The 14,980-nt window shown below is 71.5% G+C and carries 14 protein-coding genes and 1 pseudogene; 10 read left to right on the forward strand and 5 right to left on the reverse strand.

Features of this window, described 5'->3' with window-relative positions; all coding sequences use genetic code 11:
- Nucleotides 1-62: 62 nt before the first annotated feature.
- Nucleotides 63-700 (reverse strand): annotated as a pseudogene (locus EV371_RS14310) (IS256 family transposase); the annotation flags it as partial.
- Nucleotides 701-1,260: 560 nt separating this feature from the next.
- Between EV371_RS14310 and EV371_RS14320 the strand changes: the two are divergent.
- A complete protein-coding gene (locus EV371_RS14320) occupies nucleotides 1,261-2,076 on the forward strand; it encodes a thioesterase domain-containing protein (RefSeq protein WP_207230486.1) in 816 nt (271 codons plus the stop codon).
- A gap of 9 nt (nucleotides 2,077-2,085) precedes the next feature.
- Here EV371_RS14320 and EV371_RS14325 read toward each other — a convergent pair whose 3' ends face one another.
- Both EV371_RS14325 and EV371_RS14330 read right to left on the reverse strand, forming a co-directional pair.
- Nucleotides 2,086-3,039: an NAD-dependent epimerase/dehydratase family protein gene (locus EV371_RS14325; protein WP_130462470.1), complete on the reverse strand. Its 954-nt coding sequence runs from the start codon at nucleotides 3,037-3,039 to the stop codon at nucleotides 2,086-2,088.
- On the reverse strand, nucleotides 3,036-4,442 hold the full coding sequence (locus tag EV371_RS14330; RefSeq protein WP_165436688.1) for an FAD-dependent oxidoreductase: 1,407 nt from the start codon (nucleotides 4,440-4,442) through the stop codon (nucleotides 3,036-3,038). Before EV371_RS14330 ends, EV371_RS14325 begins: the two co-directional genes overlap by 4 nt.
- A 112-nt stretch (nucleotides 4,443-4,554) precedes the next feature.
- Here EV371_RS14330 and EV371_RS14335 point away from each other — a divergent pair, with 112 nt between their 5' ends.
- The 3 genes from EV371_RS14335 (at nucleotide 4,555) to EV371_RS14345 (ending at nucleotide 7,367) form a co-directional block, all read left to right on the forward strand.
- Nucleotides 4,555-5,634 carry an ABC transporter ATP-binding protein gene (locus EV371_RS14335; protein WP_486484611.1) on the forward strand — a complete coding sequence of 360 codons (1,080 nt, stop codon included), beginning with the start codon at nucleotides 4,555-4,557 and terminating at the stop codon, nucleotides 5,632-5,634.
- 115 nt (nucleotides 5,635-5,749) lie between these two features.
- Nucleotides 5,750-6,550, forward strand: a complete 801-nt coding sequence (locus EV371_RS14340) for an ABC-2 family transporter protein (RefSeq protein WP_130462473.1) — start codon at nucleotides 5,750-5,752, stop codon at nucleotides 6,548-6,550.
- Nucleotides 6,551-6,566: 16 nt separating this feature from the next.
- Nucleotides 6,567-7,367, forward strand: coding sequence for an ABC-2 family transporter protein (locus tag EV371_RS14345; RefSeq protein WP_130462474.1), 801 nt, complete (start codon nucleotides 6,567-6,569; stop codon nucleotides 7,365-7,367).
- Between the two features lie 4 nt (nucleotides 7,368-7,371).
- On the opposite strand, the gene EV371_RS14350 is transcribed toward EV371_RS14345, so the two are convergent.
- Both EV371_RS14350 and EV371_RS14355 read right to left on the reverse strand, forming a co-directional pair.
- On the reverse strand, nucleotides 7,372-8,436 hold the full coding sequence (locus EV371_RS14350; RefSeq protein ID WP_165436689.1) for a glycosyltransferase family A protein: 1,065 nt from the start codon (nucleotides 8,434-8,436) through the stop codon (nucleotides 7,372-7,374).
- Between the two features lie 88 nt (nucleotides 8,437-8,524).
- Nucleotides 8,525-9,742, reverse strand: a complete 1,218-nt coding sequence (locus EV371_RS14355; RefSeq protein WP_130462476.1) for a S8 family serine peptidase — start codon at nucleotides 9,740-9,742, stop codon at nucleotides 8,525-8,527.
- A gap of 214 nt (nucleotides 9,743-9,956) precedes the next feature.
- On the opposite strand from EV371_RS14355, the gene EV371_RS33800 reads away from it, so the two are divergent.
- Genes EV371_RS33800 through argB form a run of 6 tightly spaced genes read left to right on the forward strand, consistent with a single transcriptional unit; the run spans nucleotide 9,957 to nucleotide 14,978 of the window.
- Complete coding sequence (locus EV371_RS33800) at nucleotides 9,957-10,136, forward strand: lysine biosynthesis protein LysW (RefSeq protein WP_207230487.1); 180 nt, start codon at nucleotides 9,957-9,959, stop codon at nucleotides 10,134-10,136.
- 26 nt (nucleotides 10,137-10,162) lie between these two features.
- Nucleotides 10,163-11,464, forward strand: a complete 1,302-nt coding sequence (locus EV371_RS14365; protein ID WP_130462477.1) for a DegT/DnrJ/EryC1/StrS aminotransferase family protein — start codon at nucleotides 10,163-10,165, stop codon at nucleotides 11,462-11,464.
- Nucleotides 11,465-11,488: 24 nt separating this feature from the next.
- A complete protein-coding gene (locus EV371_RS34305) occupies nucleotides 11,489-12,241 on the forward strand; it encodes a sulfotransferase-like domain-containing protein (protein WP_349339846.1) in 753 nt (250 codons plus the stop codon).
- Entirely contained in the window at nucleotides 12,238-13,113 is an 876-nt protein-coding gene (locus tag EV371_RS14370) for a RimK family alpha-L-glutamate ligase (RefSeq protein WP_349339845.1), read from the forward strand. The genes EV371_RS34305 and EV371_RS14370 overlap by 4 nt, the downstream gene beginning before the upstream one ends.
- Nucleotides 13,110-14,135, forward strand: coding sequence for an N-acetyl-gamma-glutamyl-phosphate reductase (gene argC / locus EV371_RS14375; RefSeq protein WP_130462479.1), 1,026 nt, complete (start codon nucleotides 13,110-13,112; stop codon nucleotides 14,133-14,135). The genes EV371_RS14370 and argC overlap by 4 nt, the downstream gene beginning before the upstream one ends.
- A gap of 9 nt (nucleotides 14,136-14,144) precedes the next feature.
- Nucleotides 14,145-14,978, forward strand: a complete 834-nt coding sequence (gene argB / locus EV371_RS14380; protein WP_130462480.1) for an acetylglutamate kinase — start codon at nucleotides 14,145-14,147, stop codon at nucleotides 14,976-14,978.
- Nucleotides 14,979-14,980 lie beyond the last annotated feature (2 nt).

Raw genomic sequence — 14,980 nt, forward strand, 5'->3', positions numbered from 1 at the left:
ACGACGGCGACCGATGAGCATGTTCGTAACGGAAAGTAGCCGCCAGAAGTCTGGCTGGCGCCACCATCGAGGGTGACGCCGATCGCGGCGCAGAACGGCGGGTTCGCGACCTGCCCGTCCCGGACCTTCACGATGATGGCGTCGATGAACACCGCCGCGTAGACCTCGTCAAGGGGCCGGTGGGACCAGTCGGTCATCTCCTCGACCACCTTGTCGGTGATCCGGGAGATCGTCTCCCTGCTCACCGACGCGCCGTAGATCTCCGCGAAGTGAGCCGAGATCTCCCCGGTCGTCAAACCTTTCGCATACAGCGACAACATGACCTCGTCCACACCGGTCAACCGGCGCTGCCGCTTCCGCACAATCTGGGGCTCGAACGTGCCGGCCCGATCCCGCGGCACGTCGATCTGAACGGGTCCGCTGGCGTCGGTCAGTACCGTCTTCGCCCGGCTGCCGTTACGGACGTTGCCCGACCCGACACCGGCTGGATCATGTTTCTCGTAGCCGAGGTGCCCGGTCATCTCCTCGTTGAGCGCGGCTCCAGGACCGTCTTGGTCAACTGCTTCAGCAGCCCGTCCGGGCCGGTCAACGACAGGCCCTGCTCCTTGGCCAACCGGACCAGCTCGGCGGCGGCCTTCGCCTCCGCCGACGGCTCAGCCTTCGCCTTCCTCGGGGTCACATCGTTCAGTGTCGCGGTCATCACGGCACCCTCCTCACCAGGCACAACGCCCGGTGTGTCAGGCCGGAAACACCGTTCGACCCACAGACCCGACCGCGCGGGGGGATGCGGCGGCGTGGCGGCGCGCGAGCAGGTCGCGGTGCCAGCGCAGGATTGTGTCGGGGCGTACCAGCAGCCGCAGGTCGTGCGGCGTTGGCCCTGGCAGCGGTGCGGCAGCGCCGCCAGTAGCGCCCGAGGAGCCGGTTCGGATCGGATCTTCTGCCCGCCGAGGTGACGTTGCAGCACCGCGAGCTGGTGCCGCAACGCCAGGACTTCCGCATCCTTGTCGCGGTCGCTGCGCGGCGGCAGTCGCAGCAGCGCGAACATGTTCGTGACGCCAGGTAGGCCAGTCGAAACAGCACGAGGCGGTATCATCGCAGTCGCCGATAATGATGGACACGGGCTACTGCCTCGAACAGGCCAAGATCTGTCGGCTGATCCGAAAGCTCCCCTGACCAGCGCGGATGGATTAATCGGCAAGCACAGCCCTGCTTCAGCTCGCCGGGCGGCTCGGGTTCCGTTGCGAGGAAGGGCGCATCTCTGTGGAGACGACTGGATGCCGTCGGATAGCACCGCCGAGGAGAGGAAGCCCGCCATGTCCGACGGACGACGCTGGTTCAAGCGGTTCCGGCGCCCGGCGCCAGGCGCCAGGCGCCACGATACTGCTCTGCCTGCACCACGCCGGTGGCAACGCGGCCACGTTCCGCCAGTGGCCACAGCTGCTGCCGCCGTCAATCGATCCGGTCGCCGTGCAACTGCCCGGTCGCGCCGACCGCTTCGCCGAGCCGCGCTACCACGAGATGGACAAGCTGGTGGACGACCTCGTCGCGGCGGTCGAGCCACTGCTGGACCAGCAGCCGGTCGCGTTCTTCGGCGCCAGCATGGGCGCACGGGTCGGCTGGTCGCTCGCGCACGCCCTCCGCGAGCGCGCGATGCCGATGCCGCGGGCGCTGTACGTCTCCGCGAGCGTGGCGCCGAGCCTGGACCGCCAGATCCGCGGCTGGAACGGCCCGGACGAGGGTCTGGTGCGGTACATGCGGGAGATGGGCGGCACTCCGTCCCAACTCTTCGAGGACCAGGGGCTGCTGGGCGAGATGGTCGCGACGCTGCGGGCCGATCTGACCGTGCTCAGCACCCACACTTATCAGCCGGGTGTGCTCCTCGACATCCCGATCACCGCCTTCGCCGGAGCGGCCGACGAGGAATCGCCGGCGCGCCGGATGGAGCCGTGGGGCGCGGAGACGACCGGGCCGTTCGTCCTGAACGTCCTCGACGGCGGACATTTCTTCGGCTCGGACGCGGTGCGGCAGATGATCGAAATGATCGTGGCAGGCATGCGGAGAGCCGGCGGGGACTGACGCCGGGCGTCAGCCTGGGACGGCGCCCGCCGGGCTCTTGACGAGCTCGCGGATCCCGGCGTCCAGTGGCACCGTGGCCTGCCAGCCCAGCTTGGTTCGGGCGGCCGACACGTCCAGGCACACCCGCCCCACCTCGCCGCTGATCGCCGCGACGTGCACGGGCTTGGCCGGGGCGTTCAGCGCCTCGCACACGGCCTGCAGGGCGGCCAGCACGCTCGTCTCCCGCCCCGAGCCGATGTTGAGCACGACCGGCGCAGCCGTCGTCACCGTCAGCCGGAAGGCCTCCGCGACGTCGTGGACGTGGACGAAATCGCGCGTCTGCCGGCCGTCGCCTATCACCTGCTGCGCCTCGCCCGCGGCCACGGCCCGGGCGAACACGGTGAGCACACCGGGCCCTGGGCTGCCGTCGAGGTGGCGGCCGTACACGTTGCCCAGTCGGAGGATGGAGACCGGCAGCCCGGTCAACGCGCCGTACACGCCGGCGTACGACTCGGTGGTCGCCTTGCTGAGCCCGTACGGGCTGATCGGCCGGGGCCGCACCCGCTCGCTGGTCGGCGCGGCGGCCCCGGCCTGCTCGCCGTACACGGCGCCCCCGCTCGAGGCCAGGACCACGCGGCACTGCCCGGAACGGGCTGCCGCGTCCAGCATGGTGACCGTGCCGAGCACGTTGGCCCGCGCGTCCCGCACTGGGTCCTGCACCGACGCGATCACGCGCGGCTGGGCCGCGAGGTGGATGAGGACGTCAGGCGACCAGCGCCGCACCGCGCGGGCGGCCTCGTCGGTGGCGGCGTCGGTCACGAAGACGTTCTCCTCGCGCAGGCCCAGGCGGGCCAGCTCGGTGAGCGTGACCAGCCGGCCGCTCGACAGGTCGTCGAGCACCGCGACCTCGAAGCCCTCGCCGAGCAGCACCCGCGCGACATGGCCGCCGATGAACCCCGTGGCGCCGGTGACCAGGACCCTCATCGACGGGTCCCGGTGAGGCCGGCCGGCTCCGTCGGCACGGGCGCGCCCATGTGCGGCAGGCGGACCAGTTCCTCCGCCCCCGACAGCAGGTGGCGGGCGACGTCCTTGCCCATGCGCACCGCGTGGTCCATGTTGCCGTGCTCGTACATCCACACGCCGAACCGGCCGCGCGAGTAGATCTGGTGGCTCTCCAGGTATCCCAGGATCGTCGCGACGGCCTCGGTGCGGTCCAGGGTGGGTATCGGATAGGCCAGCGGCACCCGGCGAACGAACGTGGATACCACGCTGTTCCCGTCGGGCAGCAGCCCGGAGCGGACGAGCCCGCGAATCGTGTCCCGGGTGGCGTCGCCGGCGTCCGGCCACGGGGCGCCAGCCGGCTGTGCGATCTCGGCCATGAACGAGACGTGACCGTCGTGCGGCTCGGGCAGGTTCCGTGCCGAGCACAACCCGATGTTGGTGATCCGGTAGAACGGGTACACCTGCTCGGGGAAGTACAGCCAGTGCCAGTTGGTCTGCACGGTGCCCGTGGCGCCCACGCCGACCACGAGAACCTGGTTGTGCCGCAGCGCCCGGGCCGCGTCCCGCACCTCGGCCGGGCAGTCGGTCAGCGCGGCGACCAGAGCAGTCAGCGGGATCGTGGAGATCAGCTGGTGGAAGCCGAGGCGATCACCGTTGCCGAGGGTCAGCGTGTGCGCGTGCGGATTCACCTGGGTCACCGTGCGCCCGTACCGGACGTCGGGCAGTTGATCGGCCAGCCGGCGGAACGGCTCGCCGATGCCGCCGCTGCCCGGATAGCTGAACGTGCTGTTGGGCCCCCAGCCGGGCACCACCCTTCCGTGCACCAGGTTGGCGAGCGCGGTGCGCCAGTTTACGGTGGCCACGCGCTCGGCGATCCAGTCCGCGGACATCTCGGTGCAGGGAACCGTCCACACCTTGGCGTTGTAGGGACGCATGAACCGGTCGGCGATCCCGGGCCCGAAGTTCGTCATGATCCAGTCGTCGAACGTCCGGACCGCCTGCCGGGGCCGCTCGATGAGGTCCACCATGCACTCCACGGCCTCGTCCGTCGGCAGCATCGCGAGATTGTGTTGGAACGGATAGGGCACCCAGCGGTCCCCGTACACGACGTAGGAAGAGCGCTCGTGCCGCAGCACGTCGTCGCCCATCATGTCGTCGAGCAGATCGTCGAAGTCGCCGAACGGACTGAAGGCCACGTGCGCGCCCAGATCCCAGATGAAGCCGCGATCGTCCGCGAACGACGAGGCGAGCCCGCCGGCCGACTCTTCGCGCTCCACGACGATCGGCGTACCGCCGCCGCGGCACAGCTCGCGTGCGGCCGCCAGGCCGCAGGGGCCGGCACCGAGGATTACGTGTTCGCCTGCCATGGGGTTGGTGGATGCCATCGCCTTCCTCCGTTGAGGCAGTGGACCGAGCCGTCTACATCGGACAAAGGGCCACGTCGACCGATCACCAGAGCACCACGACGCGGGACGGCGCACAACAGTTGAGCGCGGAGTGCACCGGTGGCCCGGGTGCGGAGCTTGTCGCGCCGTGACCGTGGCTGGAATCGTCGCGGCCATGCCCGTCATCGTCGTTCGTGACCTGGTCAAGCGGTACCACCGGAGCAAGCGGATCACCGGGCGCTGGGGCGCCCTGCGCACTCTGCTCACTCGCCAGCACGAGGTGGTGTGCGCCGTCGACGGCATCGGCTTCGACATCGAACCCGGCGAGATGGTGGCCTACCTGGGCCCCAACGGCGCCGGGAAGTCGACGACGGTGAAGCTGCTCTGTGGGATCCTGACGCCGACCTCCGGCACCGTCGTGGTGGCCGGCGCCCGCCCGTGGTTCGACCGGGTGCGCAACGCCCGGCAGATCGGCGTGGTCTTCGGCCAGCGCTCGCAGCTGTGGTGGGACCTGCCGTTGCGCGATTCGCTGGAGCTGGTGGGCCGTCTCTACGAAGTGCACCCGGCCCGGTACCGGGAGAACCTGCGCCGGTTCACCGAGCTGCTGCAGATGTCCGCCTTCCTGGACACGCCCGTGCGCCAGCTGTCCCTCGGCCAGCGGATGCGCGGCGAGCTCGCCGCCGCGATGATGCACGAGCCGCGCATCCTGTACCTGGACGAGCCGACCATCGGGCTCGACGTGCTGGCGCGCGACCGGATCCGGACGTTCATCCGCGAGCTGAACCGCGACCGCGGCGTGACGGTCATCCTCACCACGCACGACCTCACGGACGTAGAGCGCCTGTGCCACCGGCTCCTGCTGATCGACAACGGCCGCCTGCTGCACGACGGTGATCTCGCCTCGCTGAAGGCGGCCTTCCCCGCCTACCGACAGCTGGTGGTGCGGATGCCCGAGTGCACCCGGGCCCCGGACCTGGCGGGCGTCGAGGTCTCGCCGCGCGGTGACGGCAACTGGGTCCTGCGGTTCGATCCGGCCGCGGTGAACGTGGCCGAGCTCGTCGGCACGGTGCTCAGCCGGTATCCGGTCACGGACCTGTCGATCCTCGAGCCCAGCCTGGAGGACGTCGTGCACCGGCTGTACGGGTCGGCAAGCCCGGACGTGCGTCCCGCCGGCGAGACGCAACCCGCGTGACAGGTGTTTCGTGCGGTTCCGGCCCCACGCGACAATGGTGACGCCTCTCGGCCATTTCGCCACCGCCCAGTCCCCACCGACCAGCTCAGTTGGGAGTGCTGTGCTTGGTGTCCGCATGCCGAGCGCCGTGCGCCGGTACCGATGCATGATGGCGATTCAGGCCCGCACCTCGCTGGTGTATCGCGCCAACTACCTGATGAACGTGGTCGCGGTGATTTTTCAGGTGTACCTGTTGCGGATCCTCTGGACCGCCGTCTATCAGGGCCGTCCCGAGGTCGCCGGGGTCAGCCTCGGCATGATGATCACGTACGCCACCTTCGCCAACGTGCAGACCTGGGTCACCTCTCCCTGGGAGTTCTCGCTGATACCGCCGCGCGTGCGGGAGGGTCAGATCGCCGGGGACCTCACCCGGCCGATGAGCTTCACCACGCAGATCCATGCGCGCCAGGTCGGCCGGGCGCTCGCCACCGCCCCGTTCGTGGTCGCGACGCTGCCGCTGGCCGTGCTGGTCGGCGGAGGACGGGCGCCGGCGAGCCTCGCGGCGGCGCTCGGCTACGTGCTGAGCATGGTGCTGGCCTATCTCGTCAGCGCCATGCTCTCCGTGCTGGTCGGCATGATCGCGTTCTGGACGATGGAGACGACCGGCATCTTCGTCATCTACCGCGTCGTCTTCATGTTCTTCTCCGGTGCGATCGTTCCGCTGTGGTTCATGCCGGACGGGCTGCGCCTGGTCGCCGAGGCGCTGCCGTTCCAGGCGGTGACGTACGTTCCGCTGGCCATCTACCTCGGCCACGCCGCCACCGCCGACGTGCCGCGCCTCCTCGCCCTGCAGGCGCTCTGGGTCGTCCTGCTGTGGCTCGGCGGGCGGCTGCTCTGGTCGCGGGCGGTGCACCGGGTCGTCATTCAGGGTGGTTGATCCCCAGGAGGTGCCGATGTCTCCGGTACGCGCGTGGTGGTTGCTGACGCGAGCCGCGGTCCGGGCGCAGGCCCAGTACCGGGTCAACGTCGTCGTCACCGTCCTGGCCGGCGCCGTCTACCAGGGCGTCGGGCTCGCGTCCATCGCGGTGGTGCTCCACCAGTTCGGTGACCTGGGCACGTGGAGCGTCGCCGAGGTGACGTTCCTGTACGCGCTCCGGCTCACCGCGCACGGCGTGTGGGTGGCGCCGTTCAACCAGCTGCTCTCGATCGACGAGATCGTGCGTGAGGGGCACTTCGACCGCTTCCTGGTACGGCCGGGCAACCCGTTGCTGTACTTCCTGACCTACCGGGTGTCGCTGATGCCGACCGGCGACCTGCTCGGCGGCCTGGTGCTGCTGGCCGTCGCGTCGGCGGTCGCGCCGATCGACTGGTCGGTGGCCGCCGTCGCGTATGTCGTGCTCGCCGTGCTCGGCGGCGCCTGCCTGGAGCTCGGCATCCAGCTCGGGCTGGCCGCGCTGACCTTCCGCACACTCTCGACGCAGGCGCTGCGGTCGACCATCGACACCGTCTTCAACACCTTCGGCGGGTACCCGATGCACATCTTCTCGGGCACGGCGCAGTTCGTGTCGACTTTCGTGCTGCCGCTCGCGTTCGTGGCCTATCTGCCGGGCACGGTGCTGATGAACCGAACCGGCGAACTGCGCGTGCCCGGATGGCTCGCGGCCGGCTCGCCGGTGGTCGGCTGTCTGCTGCTCGTGGGCGCGTACGCGATCTGGGTCCGGGAGCTTCGGCGGTACCAGAGCAGCGGACACTGAGGGATCAGCCGCGGCCGCCGCGCAGCGGCCGCAGCAGGTCGGACATCCGGGTGGTGGCTTCCAGGTTCTCCGCGCTCTCCAGTGGGATCCGGAATACCCGGCGGTTCAGCGTGAGCGCGACCTGGACGCCGACGAGCGCGGGGAACGCCCCGATTGTCCTCGCCAGCAGCCGGAACGGCAGCGGGCCGGGCAGCTCGGGCCGGATGTCCCGGGCCAGAGCGAGATACGTGCGCGCCTTGCCGTAGCGGTGCTCCGCGATGCACACCCGGGCGGCGATCCAGACCAGGAAGTTGACCGCGAACTCCTCGATGGCCCCGTCCATCCGGTCGTGGGTGCGGGCGACCTCGAGCATCTTCAGCACCGAGATGAAGTACTGCTCGTTGTCGAATCGCATCTGCTGGGTGGCCCGCTCGCCCGGGTGGTTGCGGTAGATTACCCCGATCATCTCGAGCGGTGCGGCCTTCGCGCCGGCCAGCGCGTGCCGGGCGGACAGCTCGATGTCCTCCATACAGCGTAGGTTCTCGTCCCAGGTGCCGAACCGGTCCAGCGTCGACCGGCGGTACAGCGGCTGGGACGTCTCCAGGGACGGCACACCGGTGCCGGGCAGGACCAGTGAGTAGACCCAGTCGTTCATGCCCTCGACGCTGCGTTTCAGCTCGTCCTCGGGAAACTCCGGCTCGTGGGTGAACTCGTACTCATCGGGGTAGTGCAGGGCGGTGAAGACGAGGTCGAGGCCGGGCTCGGCGCGAAACTTCTCCAGCGACCGCTCGATCTTCGTCGGCATGAGGACGTTGTCGGCGTCCAGGAACTGGATGAACTCGCCATGTGCCCGGCCCAGTGCCACGTTGCGGGCGTGACAGGCTCCGCCGTTGGGAATGGTCGTGACGTCGATCCGGTCGCCGAATTCCGCCAGTACGGCCAGGCTGTCGTCGGTCGAGCCGTCGTCGACCACGATCACTTCGATGTTCGGGTGGGTCTGGTGCAGCGCGCTGTTCACGGCGTGGCGCACCCACCTGCCGGCGTTGTAGCAGGGCACGATGACGCTCACCAACGGAGTGTCGACGGACATGCTCGCCTCCATGCGCGGGGAGATTCCTGATCGTGGGAATGTGCGGGCCGCCCCGGGATGGCCGGGGCGGCCTGGTGCTTCGGCCGGCTCAGCGATGCGGCGCGAACGCTGCGATGCCGTTCGGGGTGCCGAGGCCGGTCGGCCCGTCCCACCCGCGAACCGCCGTGCAGAGCCGGGTCTCGGCGCAGCTGCCGGTGCTACCCCTCACCACGTCGAAGAGGCCGGCCCGCGCCTGGTACGGGTAGCTGTTGGCGGTTCCGGCGTGGCCGGCCGCCCCGGCAAGTGCGTAGACGCCCGCGATGAAGGGCGCGCCGGCACTCGTGCCGCCGTCGGTACCCCAGCCGGTGTCGCCGTATGTCTGATAGACCGCCACGCCCGCGTCCGGGTCGCCGATCGCCGCCACGTCGGCGGTGGCCCGGCTTGCGCACGGTGTGCGTCCATGCTGGAACGACGGACGGGCCAGGTACGCCGAGCAGCCGCTGCCACTGCCCGGCCAGGCGATCTCCGTCCAGCCGCGCGGCGTGGGCGAGCGTGCCAGGGTGGTGCCACCGACGGCGGTGACCCAGGGCGAGGATGCCGGGTAGACGGGGCCGGCGGCGTAGCCGCTGTCGCCGCTGGCCGCGGTGAACACGACCCCGGGATGGTCGAACACCGGCCCGTCGATCACCGCCTCGAGCGGTTCCTCGGCGGTGCCCCAGCTCATCGACACGTAACGCGCGCCCAGCCCGACTGCGGTACCGACCGCCGTGAGCAGGTTCATCGACGCGTCGTCGGCCTCGACGAGCAGAATGCGGCAGGTGGCGCACGCGGCGGAGACCATGGCGAGGTCGAGCGAGATCTCGCCGGCCCAGCCCGCGTCGGCGGCCGGGAGCGGAGCCGGCATGCCCTGCTGGTTGACCTTGCGGAAGCAGCCGTTCGCCGAGGTGCAGGGCGGCAGGCCGAAGGTCGCGCGGTAGACCGCGAGGTCGGACTCGGCGTTCGGGTTGTCGTAGGCGGCGACGATCGCGACCGTCGCGTGGGTCGACGAGCGCGGCAGCCGGTATGCCGAGCGCAGGTCGGCCGGGCCGAAGCCGGCCGGCTTGCCGCCGGAACTCGGCGTTGCCGACGCGGTGCGCCGGTGGCCGAAGCAGCGGAAATCGGTGGGGTCGGCGGGTGTCGCGCAGCCCAGCCGGCCGTCGCTCGTTGCGGCGCCGGTGGGAACCGCGACGGCTGCGGCCTCCGCGGCCGCCGGCATCACGGCGGCCGTGGCCGCCAGCATCGCGGTCACCGAGCCGAGCACCACCGCGCTCCGCAGAGATCTGTGCACGTGGTCTCCTTCGTCGGGCGATGCGATCCAGTGCATCGATTGAGTGTGTCGGCGCGTTTCGGGCAGGCGCAACAGCCGGCAGAACGGCCGTGCCGGCGCCTGTCTCGCCGGCGAGACACCGGTGCTCCGGCCGCGTTCATCGCCCTTGTCGCCCCGCTCAGGCGGTCGGTAGAAAGGCAGCATCCCCCCGAATCCGCCATCAGAGGAGAGCCTGATGAGCACGACGCTGGACGTGGTTTGCCCAGGGTGCGATGGCAAGGTCTCGGTTCGGTCGACGGTCATGGTCACCGAGATCGTCGAGTGTGGAGAGTGTCGCGGCGAGCTGGAGGTGGTGGCCACCGCGCCGGTGGTGCTCGCCCTGGCGCCGGAGGTGGAGGAGGACTGGGGCGAGTAGCGGCGGCTGGTCGGAGAGTGGATGTCATGTCCAGACTTGCCATGCTCGGCGGTGAGCCGGCGGTGCCGGCCGGCACGCCGGCGCCCGAGTGGCCGGTGGTGACCAATGCCGAGCGCGCGGCGGTGGCCGAGGTGCTGCGCTCCGGCCTGTTCACCGGCGTCGCCGCCGGGGAACAGGAGATACCGGCTTTGGAACGGGAGTGGGCCGGCCGGGTCGGCACAGCGCACTGCCTCGCCGTGGCCAACGGCACCGTGGCGCTGTCCCTCGCGCTCTGCGCGGCCGGTGTGGCGGCGGGCGACGAGGTCATCGTCCCGGCCCTCAGCTTCGTCGGCAGCGCTCTCGCGGTGGCGCACCTAGGCGCCGTGCCGGTCTTCGCCGACATCGACCCGGTCACCTTCAACCTCGCACCGCACGCGCTGGCGGCGGCGCGGTCGGCGAGAACCGCCGCCGTGCTGCCCGTGCACCTGCACGGCCTGCCCGCCGAGATGGACGAGATCTGTGCGTTCGCCCGGCGGCACGGCCTGGCCGTGGTGGAGGATGCCGCACAGTCGCACGGCGTCGCCTACCGCGGCCGGGTGACCGGCTCGATCGGCACGCTTGGAGCGTTCAGCCTCAACGCCTCCAAGAACCTGCCGACGTGTGGCGAGGGCGGCCTCGTCACCACCGACGACGACGAGCTGGCGGCGCAGGTCGGCCGGATGCGGCAGTTCGGCGAGGACATCCCGGCCCGCGGCGAGCGGCCCTACCTCTCCCGGAGCATCGGATGGAACGCCAAGCTCGGCGCGATCCAGGCCGCGTTCACCCGCCGTCAGCTCGCCCGGCTCGACGAGGCGAGCCGGGCGCGCGACCGCGCCGTCCGGCCGTTCCTGGACCGGGTGGCGGCGCTGCCGGGCTTCACCGTGCCGGTCTGCCCCGAGGATCGTGAGCACGGATGGCACATCCTGCGGTTCCGGGTGCGTGCCGAGGCGTTCGGCCTTCCCGGCGAGTACGCGCCGGCGTTGCGGCCCGCGGCGACCCGGGTGTTGCGCGGCGAAGGCGTGCCGGTCTCGCGGTACCAGTCCGTGCCGCTGCCCGAGCAGCCGGTCTTCCGCGACGGCGGGGTCGCGCATCGGGCCACGGACGTGAGCGTGTGCCGGGCGGTCGTGGACGACTCGTTCGTCATCCAGCGCGCCCAGCTCAATCCCGGCACGGGCGCGCTGCTGCGGCGGTTCGCCGACGCGTTCGAGAAGCTGTGGGCCAACCGCGACGTGCTTGTGGCGATGGCCCGCTCGTCGCGGACGGACGCGCCGGTCCCGTCGCTCGCGCACACCGACCCGCTCGGGCACTGAGACCAACGAGGAGAGGGAGCCGGAATGATCGCGGCCGCCGGGAAAATACTGCTGCTGTGGAGCGTGCCGCGGGCTCGCTCGACGGCCTTCTTCAGGATGATGATCCAGCGTGGTGACGTCGTCGCGGTCCACGAGCCGTTCTCCACCCTCGCCGAGCACGGCGCCGCGGAGGTCGCCGGGCGCAGGGTTTGCACCGAGCAAGCGGTGATCGACGCCCTGACCGCGCTGCCGCCGCATCGGCGGGTGTTCGTCAAGGACACCACCGACGAGGAGTACCCGGTGGTGCTGGCCGATCCGGAATTCCTCCGGTCGCGGGCGCACAGCGCGTTTCTCGTCCGGGACCCGGCCGAGACCATTCCGTCGTACTACGCGGTGAATCCGCGGGTGCGCCGCGACCAGATCGGCTTCGATCACCTGGAGCGGCTCTTCCTGCGGGTGCGGGAGCTGACCGGCCGTACGCCGCTGGTGATCGACGCCGCCGACCTGGTGGCCGACCCAAGCGGCACGGCCGCACGCTATTGTGCGGACGCCGGCATCGCGTTCGTACCCGCGGCGATGTCCTGGGCCGCGGGCGACCGGCCGGAATGGCGCGCCACCGGGCGGTGGCACCTCGACGTCGCGCGCACCACCGGGTTCGAGAACCGGTCGCCGCGCCACGGGGTAGCGCTGGACGACGTCCCCCACCTACGGGCTTACCTCGACCACCACACACCGGTCTACCGGCGGCTGCGCCGGCACTGCCCGACCGGGCCGATCGCGACGGCGGGCCGGCCGTGACCGGTGACGACGTCGCCGGCGGACCCCGCGTCGGCCTGCTCGCGGCCCGGATCCGGGCCGAGGAGCGGGACATCCTGACCGCGCTGCGCCGTCGCGGTATCGAGGCCGCGCCCGTCGATGCCGCCGCGCTCTACTTCCCGATCGACGGCGTACCCGCCCCGTGGTCGCTCGTGCTGAACCGGGAGATCAGCCTGACCCGGGCGGTGTACGCGGCCCGCTGCCTCGAGGCCTGGGGAATCCTCGTGGTGAACACTGCGGCCACCGCCGCGACCTGCGGCGACAAGTGGCTCACCTCGCTCGCCCTGGACGAGCGGAGCCTGCCCACGGCCCGCACGGCGCTCGCCCTCACGCCGGCGGCCGCGCTGGCGGCCCTGGACGAGATCGGCTACCCGGCGGTGATCAAGCCGCTGGTCGGGTCCTGGGGCCGGCTGGTCAGCCTGCTGCCGGACCGCGCTACCGCTGTCACGGTGCTGGACTACGTGGCCGCCCTGCCAGCGCCGCTGGCCCGGCTGGTCTACGTGCAGCAGTTCATCGCCGACGCGAAACGGGACCTGCGTGTGGTCGTGGTCGGCGACCAGGCGCTCGGGGTGACCTGGCGGCAGGCGCAGGGCTGGCGGGCCAACGTGGCGACCGGCGCCACGAGCGTGCGCTGCGCCCTCACCAGCGACGTGGCCGAGCTCTCCGTCGCGGCTGCGGAGGCGGTCGGCGCCGAGATCGCCGGCGTCGACCTGATCGAGGACGCCGCCGGCGAGCTGCGAATCATCGAGGTGAACCACCGCGTGGAGTTCGCCGGCTTCCAGGCCGCGCACGCCGACCGGGTGAACGTAGCCGAGTGCATCGCCGACCACCTGATGCGGCAGGTCGGGGCGTGATCCGGGCCACGGTCGTCGGTGCGGCCGGCTACATCGGCGGCGAGCTGCTGCGGCTGCTGCTCGGGCACCCGGACGTCGACGTCACCGCAGCCGTGTCGGCCGGCTCGGCCGGCCGGCGGGTGGACGGAGTGCACCCCAACCTGCGCGGCGTGACCGACCTGATCTTCGCCGGTGCGGCCGACCCGGACCGCTGCGAGGTTCTGTTCGGCGCGTGGGGTCATCGCCGTGCCATGCGGGAGCTGCCGGCCCTGCTCCGCGCGGGCACCACGGCGATCGACCTGTCCGGGGACTTCCGCCTCGCCGATCCGCTGCAGTACGCCCACTACTACGGGGAGCCGCAGCTGCGTCCGGACCTGCTCGCCGAATTCGTCACCGGGCTGCCCGAGACGCACCGCAAGCAGCTGGTCGACGCCGCCCGAATCAGCGTGCCGGGATGCATGGCGACCGCCGGGATCCTCGCGCTCCATCCGGTGCTGCGGGCCGGCCTGGTCGCCGGTGAGGTCTGGGTCGACGCCCGCACCGGATCGAGCGGCTCGGGCCGGCTGCCGAGCGAGGCCAATGTGCACGCCGAGCGTTCCGGGGCGATCCGGGTCGTCGCGCCGTTCGGGCACCGGCACGAGGCGGAGATCGAGCAGGCGATCGGCTGCCCGGTGCGGATGACGGTGACCGGGGTCGAGGCGGTGCGCGGGGTTCAGGTGGTGTGCCGGGCCGCGCTGGTCGACGGCGTCGACCTGCAAGCCGTGCGAGCCGCGTACCGCACCCGTTACGCCGACGAGCCGTTCGTCCGGGTGGTGGCCGAGCGGCGGGGGCTGTACCGGCTCCCGGAGCCGAAGCTGCTGACCGGTTCCAACTTCTGCGACGTCGGCTTCGCCGTCGACGAGCCGCGGCGTACCGGAATGTTCGTCGCGGCCCTGGACAACCTGGTCAAGGGCGGCGCCGGCAACGCGGTGCAGTGCATGAACATCCGCTTCGGGCTGCCGGAGAGGCGTGGGCTGGAGTTCACCGGTCTGCATCCGAACTGAGGGAGGGCCATGCCGGACATCGTGGTGGTCAAGTGCGCCGGTAACGGCACGGCGGACGTGGCCGCGATCTGTGCCGACGTCGGCGCCCTGACCGGGGCCGGCCGGCGGGTGGTGCTCGTGCACGGCGGATCCGTCGACATCGCCGGGCTGGCGGGCCGGCTCGGGGTGCCGCAGCGGCAACTGCTGGCGCCGGACGGGTCGGTCGGCCGGTACACGGACGCGGCCACCCTGGAAGTGACCGTGCTCGCCCTGGCCGGGGCGGCGAAGCCACGCCTGCTGGTGGGCCTCCTGCGCGCGGGTGTGCCGGCGGTGGGCCTGACCGGCCTCGACGCGGGCCTGCTGCGGGCCCGGCGGGTGGCGGCGCATCGGGCAATCCTGGACGGACGGAGAGTCGTGGTGCGCGACGACCACGCCGGCCGGCTGGTCGGTGCCCGGCCCGAGTTGCTCACGCATCTGGTGCACGCCGGTTATGTGCCGGTGGTGTCGCCGCCGGCCCTGGGCGAGGACGGCCAGCCGCTGAACGTCAACGCCGACCGGGCCGCCGCGGCCATCGCGGTGGCCTTGCGGGCCAGTGCCCTGGTGCTGCTCACCGGCGCGCCCGGGGTGCTCGCCGACGCGGCCGACGAGAGCACGCTGCGCCGCGTCGTACCGGTCGGCGCGGGCCCGCCGCCGCCGGGCGCGACCGACGGGATGGCGGTGAAGCTGCTGGCCGCCCGCTCGGCGGTCGAGGCGGGGATCCCGTCGGTGCAGATAGCCGACGCCCGCGTCCCGGCGCCGGTCACCGCAGCCCTCGCCGGCGCCGGCAGCCGGATCGTGCCGGTGCTGTTCGCGGCGGCGCGGTGAGC

This window comes from Plantactinospora sp. CNZ321, assembly GCF_004217235.1.

What these genes read in the sequence shown, in the direction of transcription:
- EV371_RS14365 (WP_130462477.1), top strand. Translation starts at nt 10,163, where the DNA reads ATGTCCAGACTTGCCATGCTCGGCGGTGAGCCGGCGGTGCCGGCCGGC.
- EV371_RS33800 (WP_207230487.1), top strand. Translation starts at nt 9,957, where the DNA reads ATGAGCACGACGCTGGACGTGGTTTGCCCAGGGTGCGATGGCAAGGTC.
- EV371_RS14340 (WP_130462473.1), top strand. Translation starts at nt 5,750, where the DNA reads ATGCCGAGCGCCGTGCGCCGGTACCGATGCATGATGGCGATTCAGGCC.
- argB (WP_130462480.1), top strand. Translation starts at nt 14,145, where the DNA reads ATGCCGGACATCGTGGTGGTCAAGTGCGCCGGTAACGGCACGGCGGAC.
- EV371_RS14345 (WP_130462474.1), top strand. Translation starts at nt 6,567, where the DNA reads ATGTCTCCGGTACGCGCGTGGTGGTTGCTGACGCGAGCCGCGGTCCGG.
- EV371_RS14330 (WP_165436688.1), bottom strand. Translation starts at nt 4,442, where the DNA reads ATGGCATCCACCAACCCCATGGCAGGCGAACACGTAATCCTCGGTGCC.
- EV371_RS14350 (WP_165436689.1), bottom strand. Translation starts at nt 8,436, where the DNA reads ATGTCCGTCGACACTCCGTTGGTGAGCGTCATCGTGCCCTGCTACAAC.
- EV371_RS14325 (WP_130462470.1), bottom strand. Translation starts at nt 3,039, where the DNA reads ATGAGGGTCCTGGTCACCGGCGCCACGGGGTTCATCGGCGGCCATGTC.
- EV371_RS34305 (WP_349339846.1), top strand. Translation starts at nt 11,489, where the DNA reads ATGATCGCGGCCGCCGGGAAAATACTGCTGCTGTGGAGCGTGCCGCGG.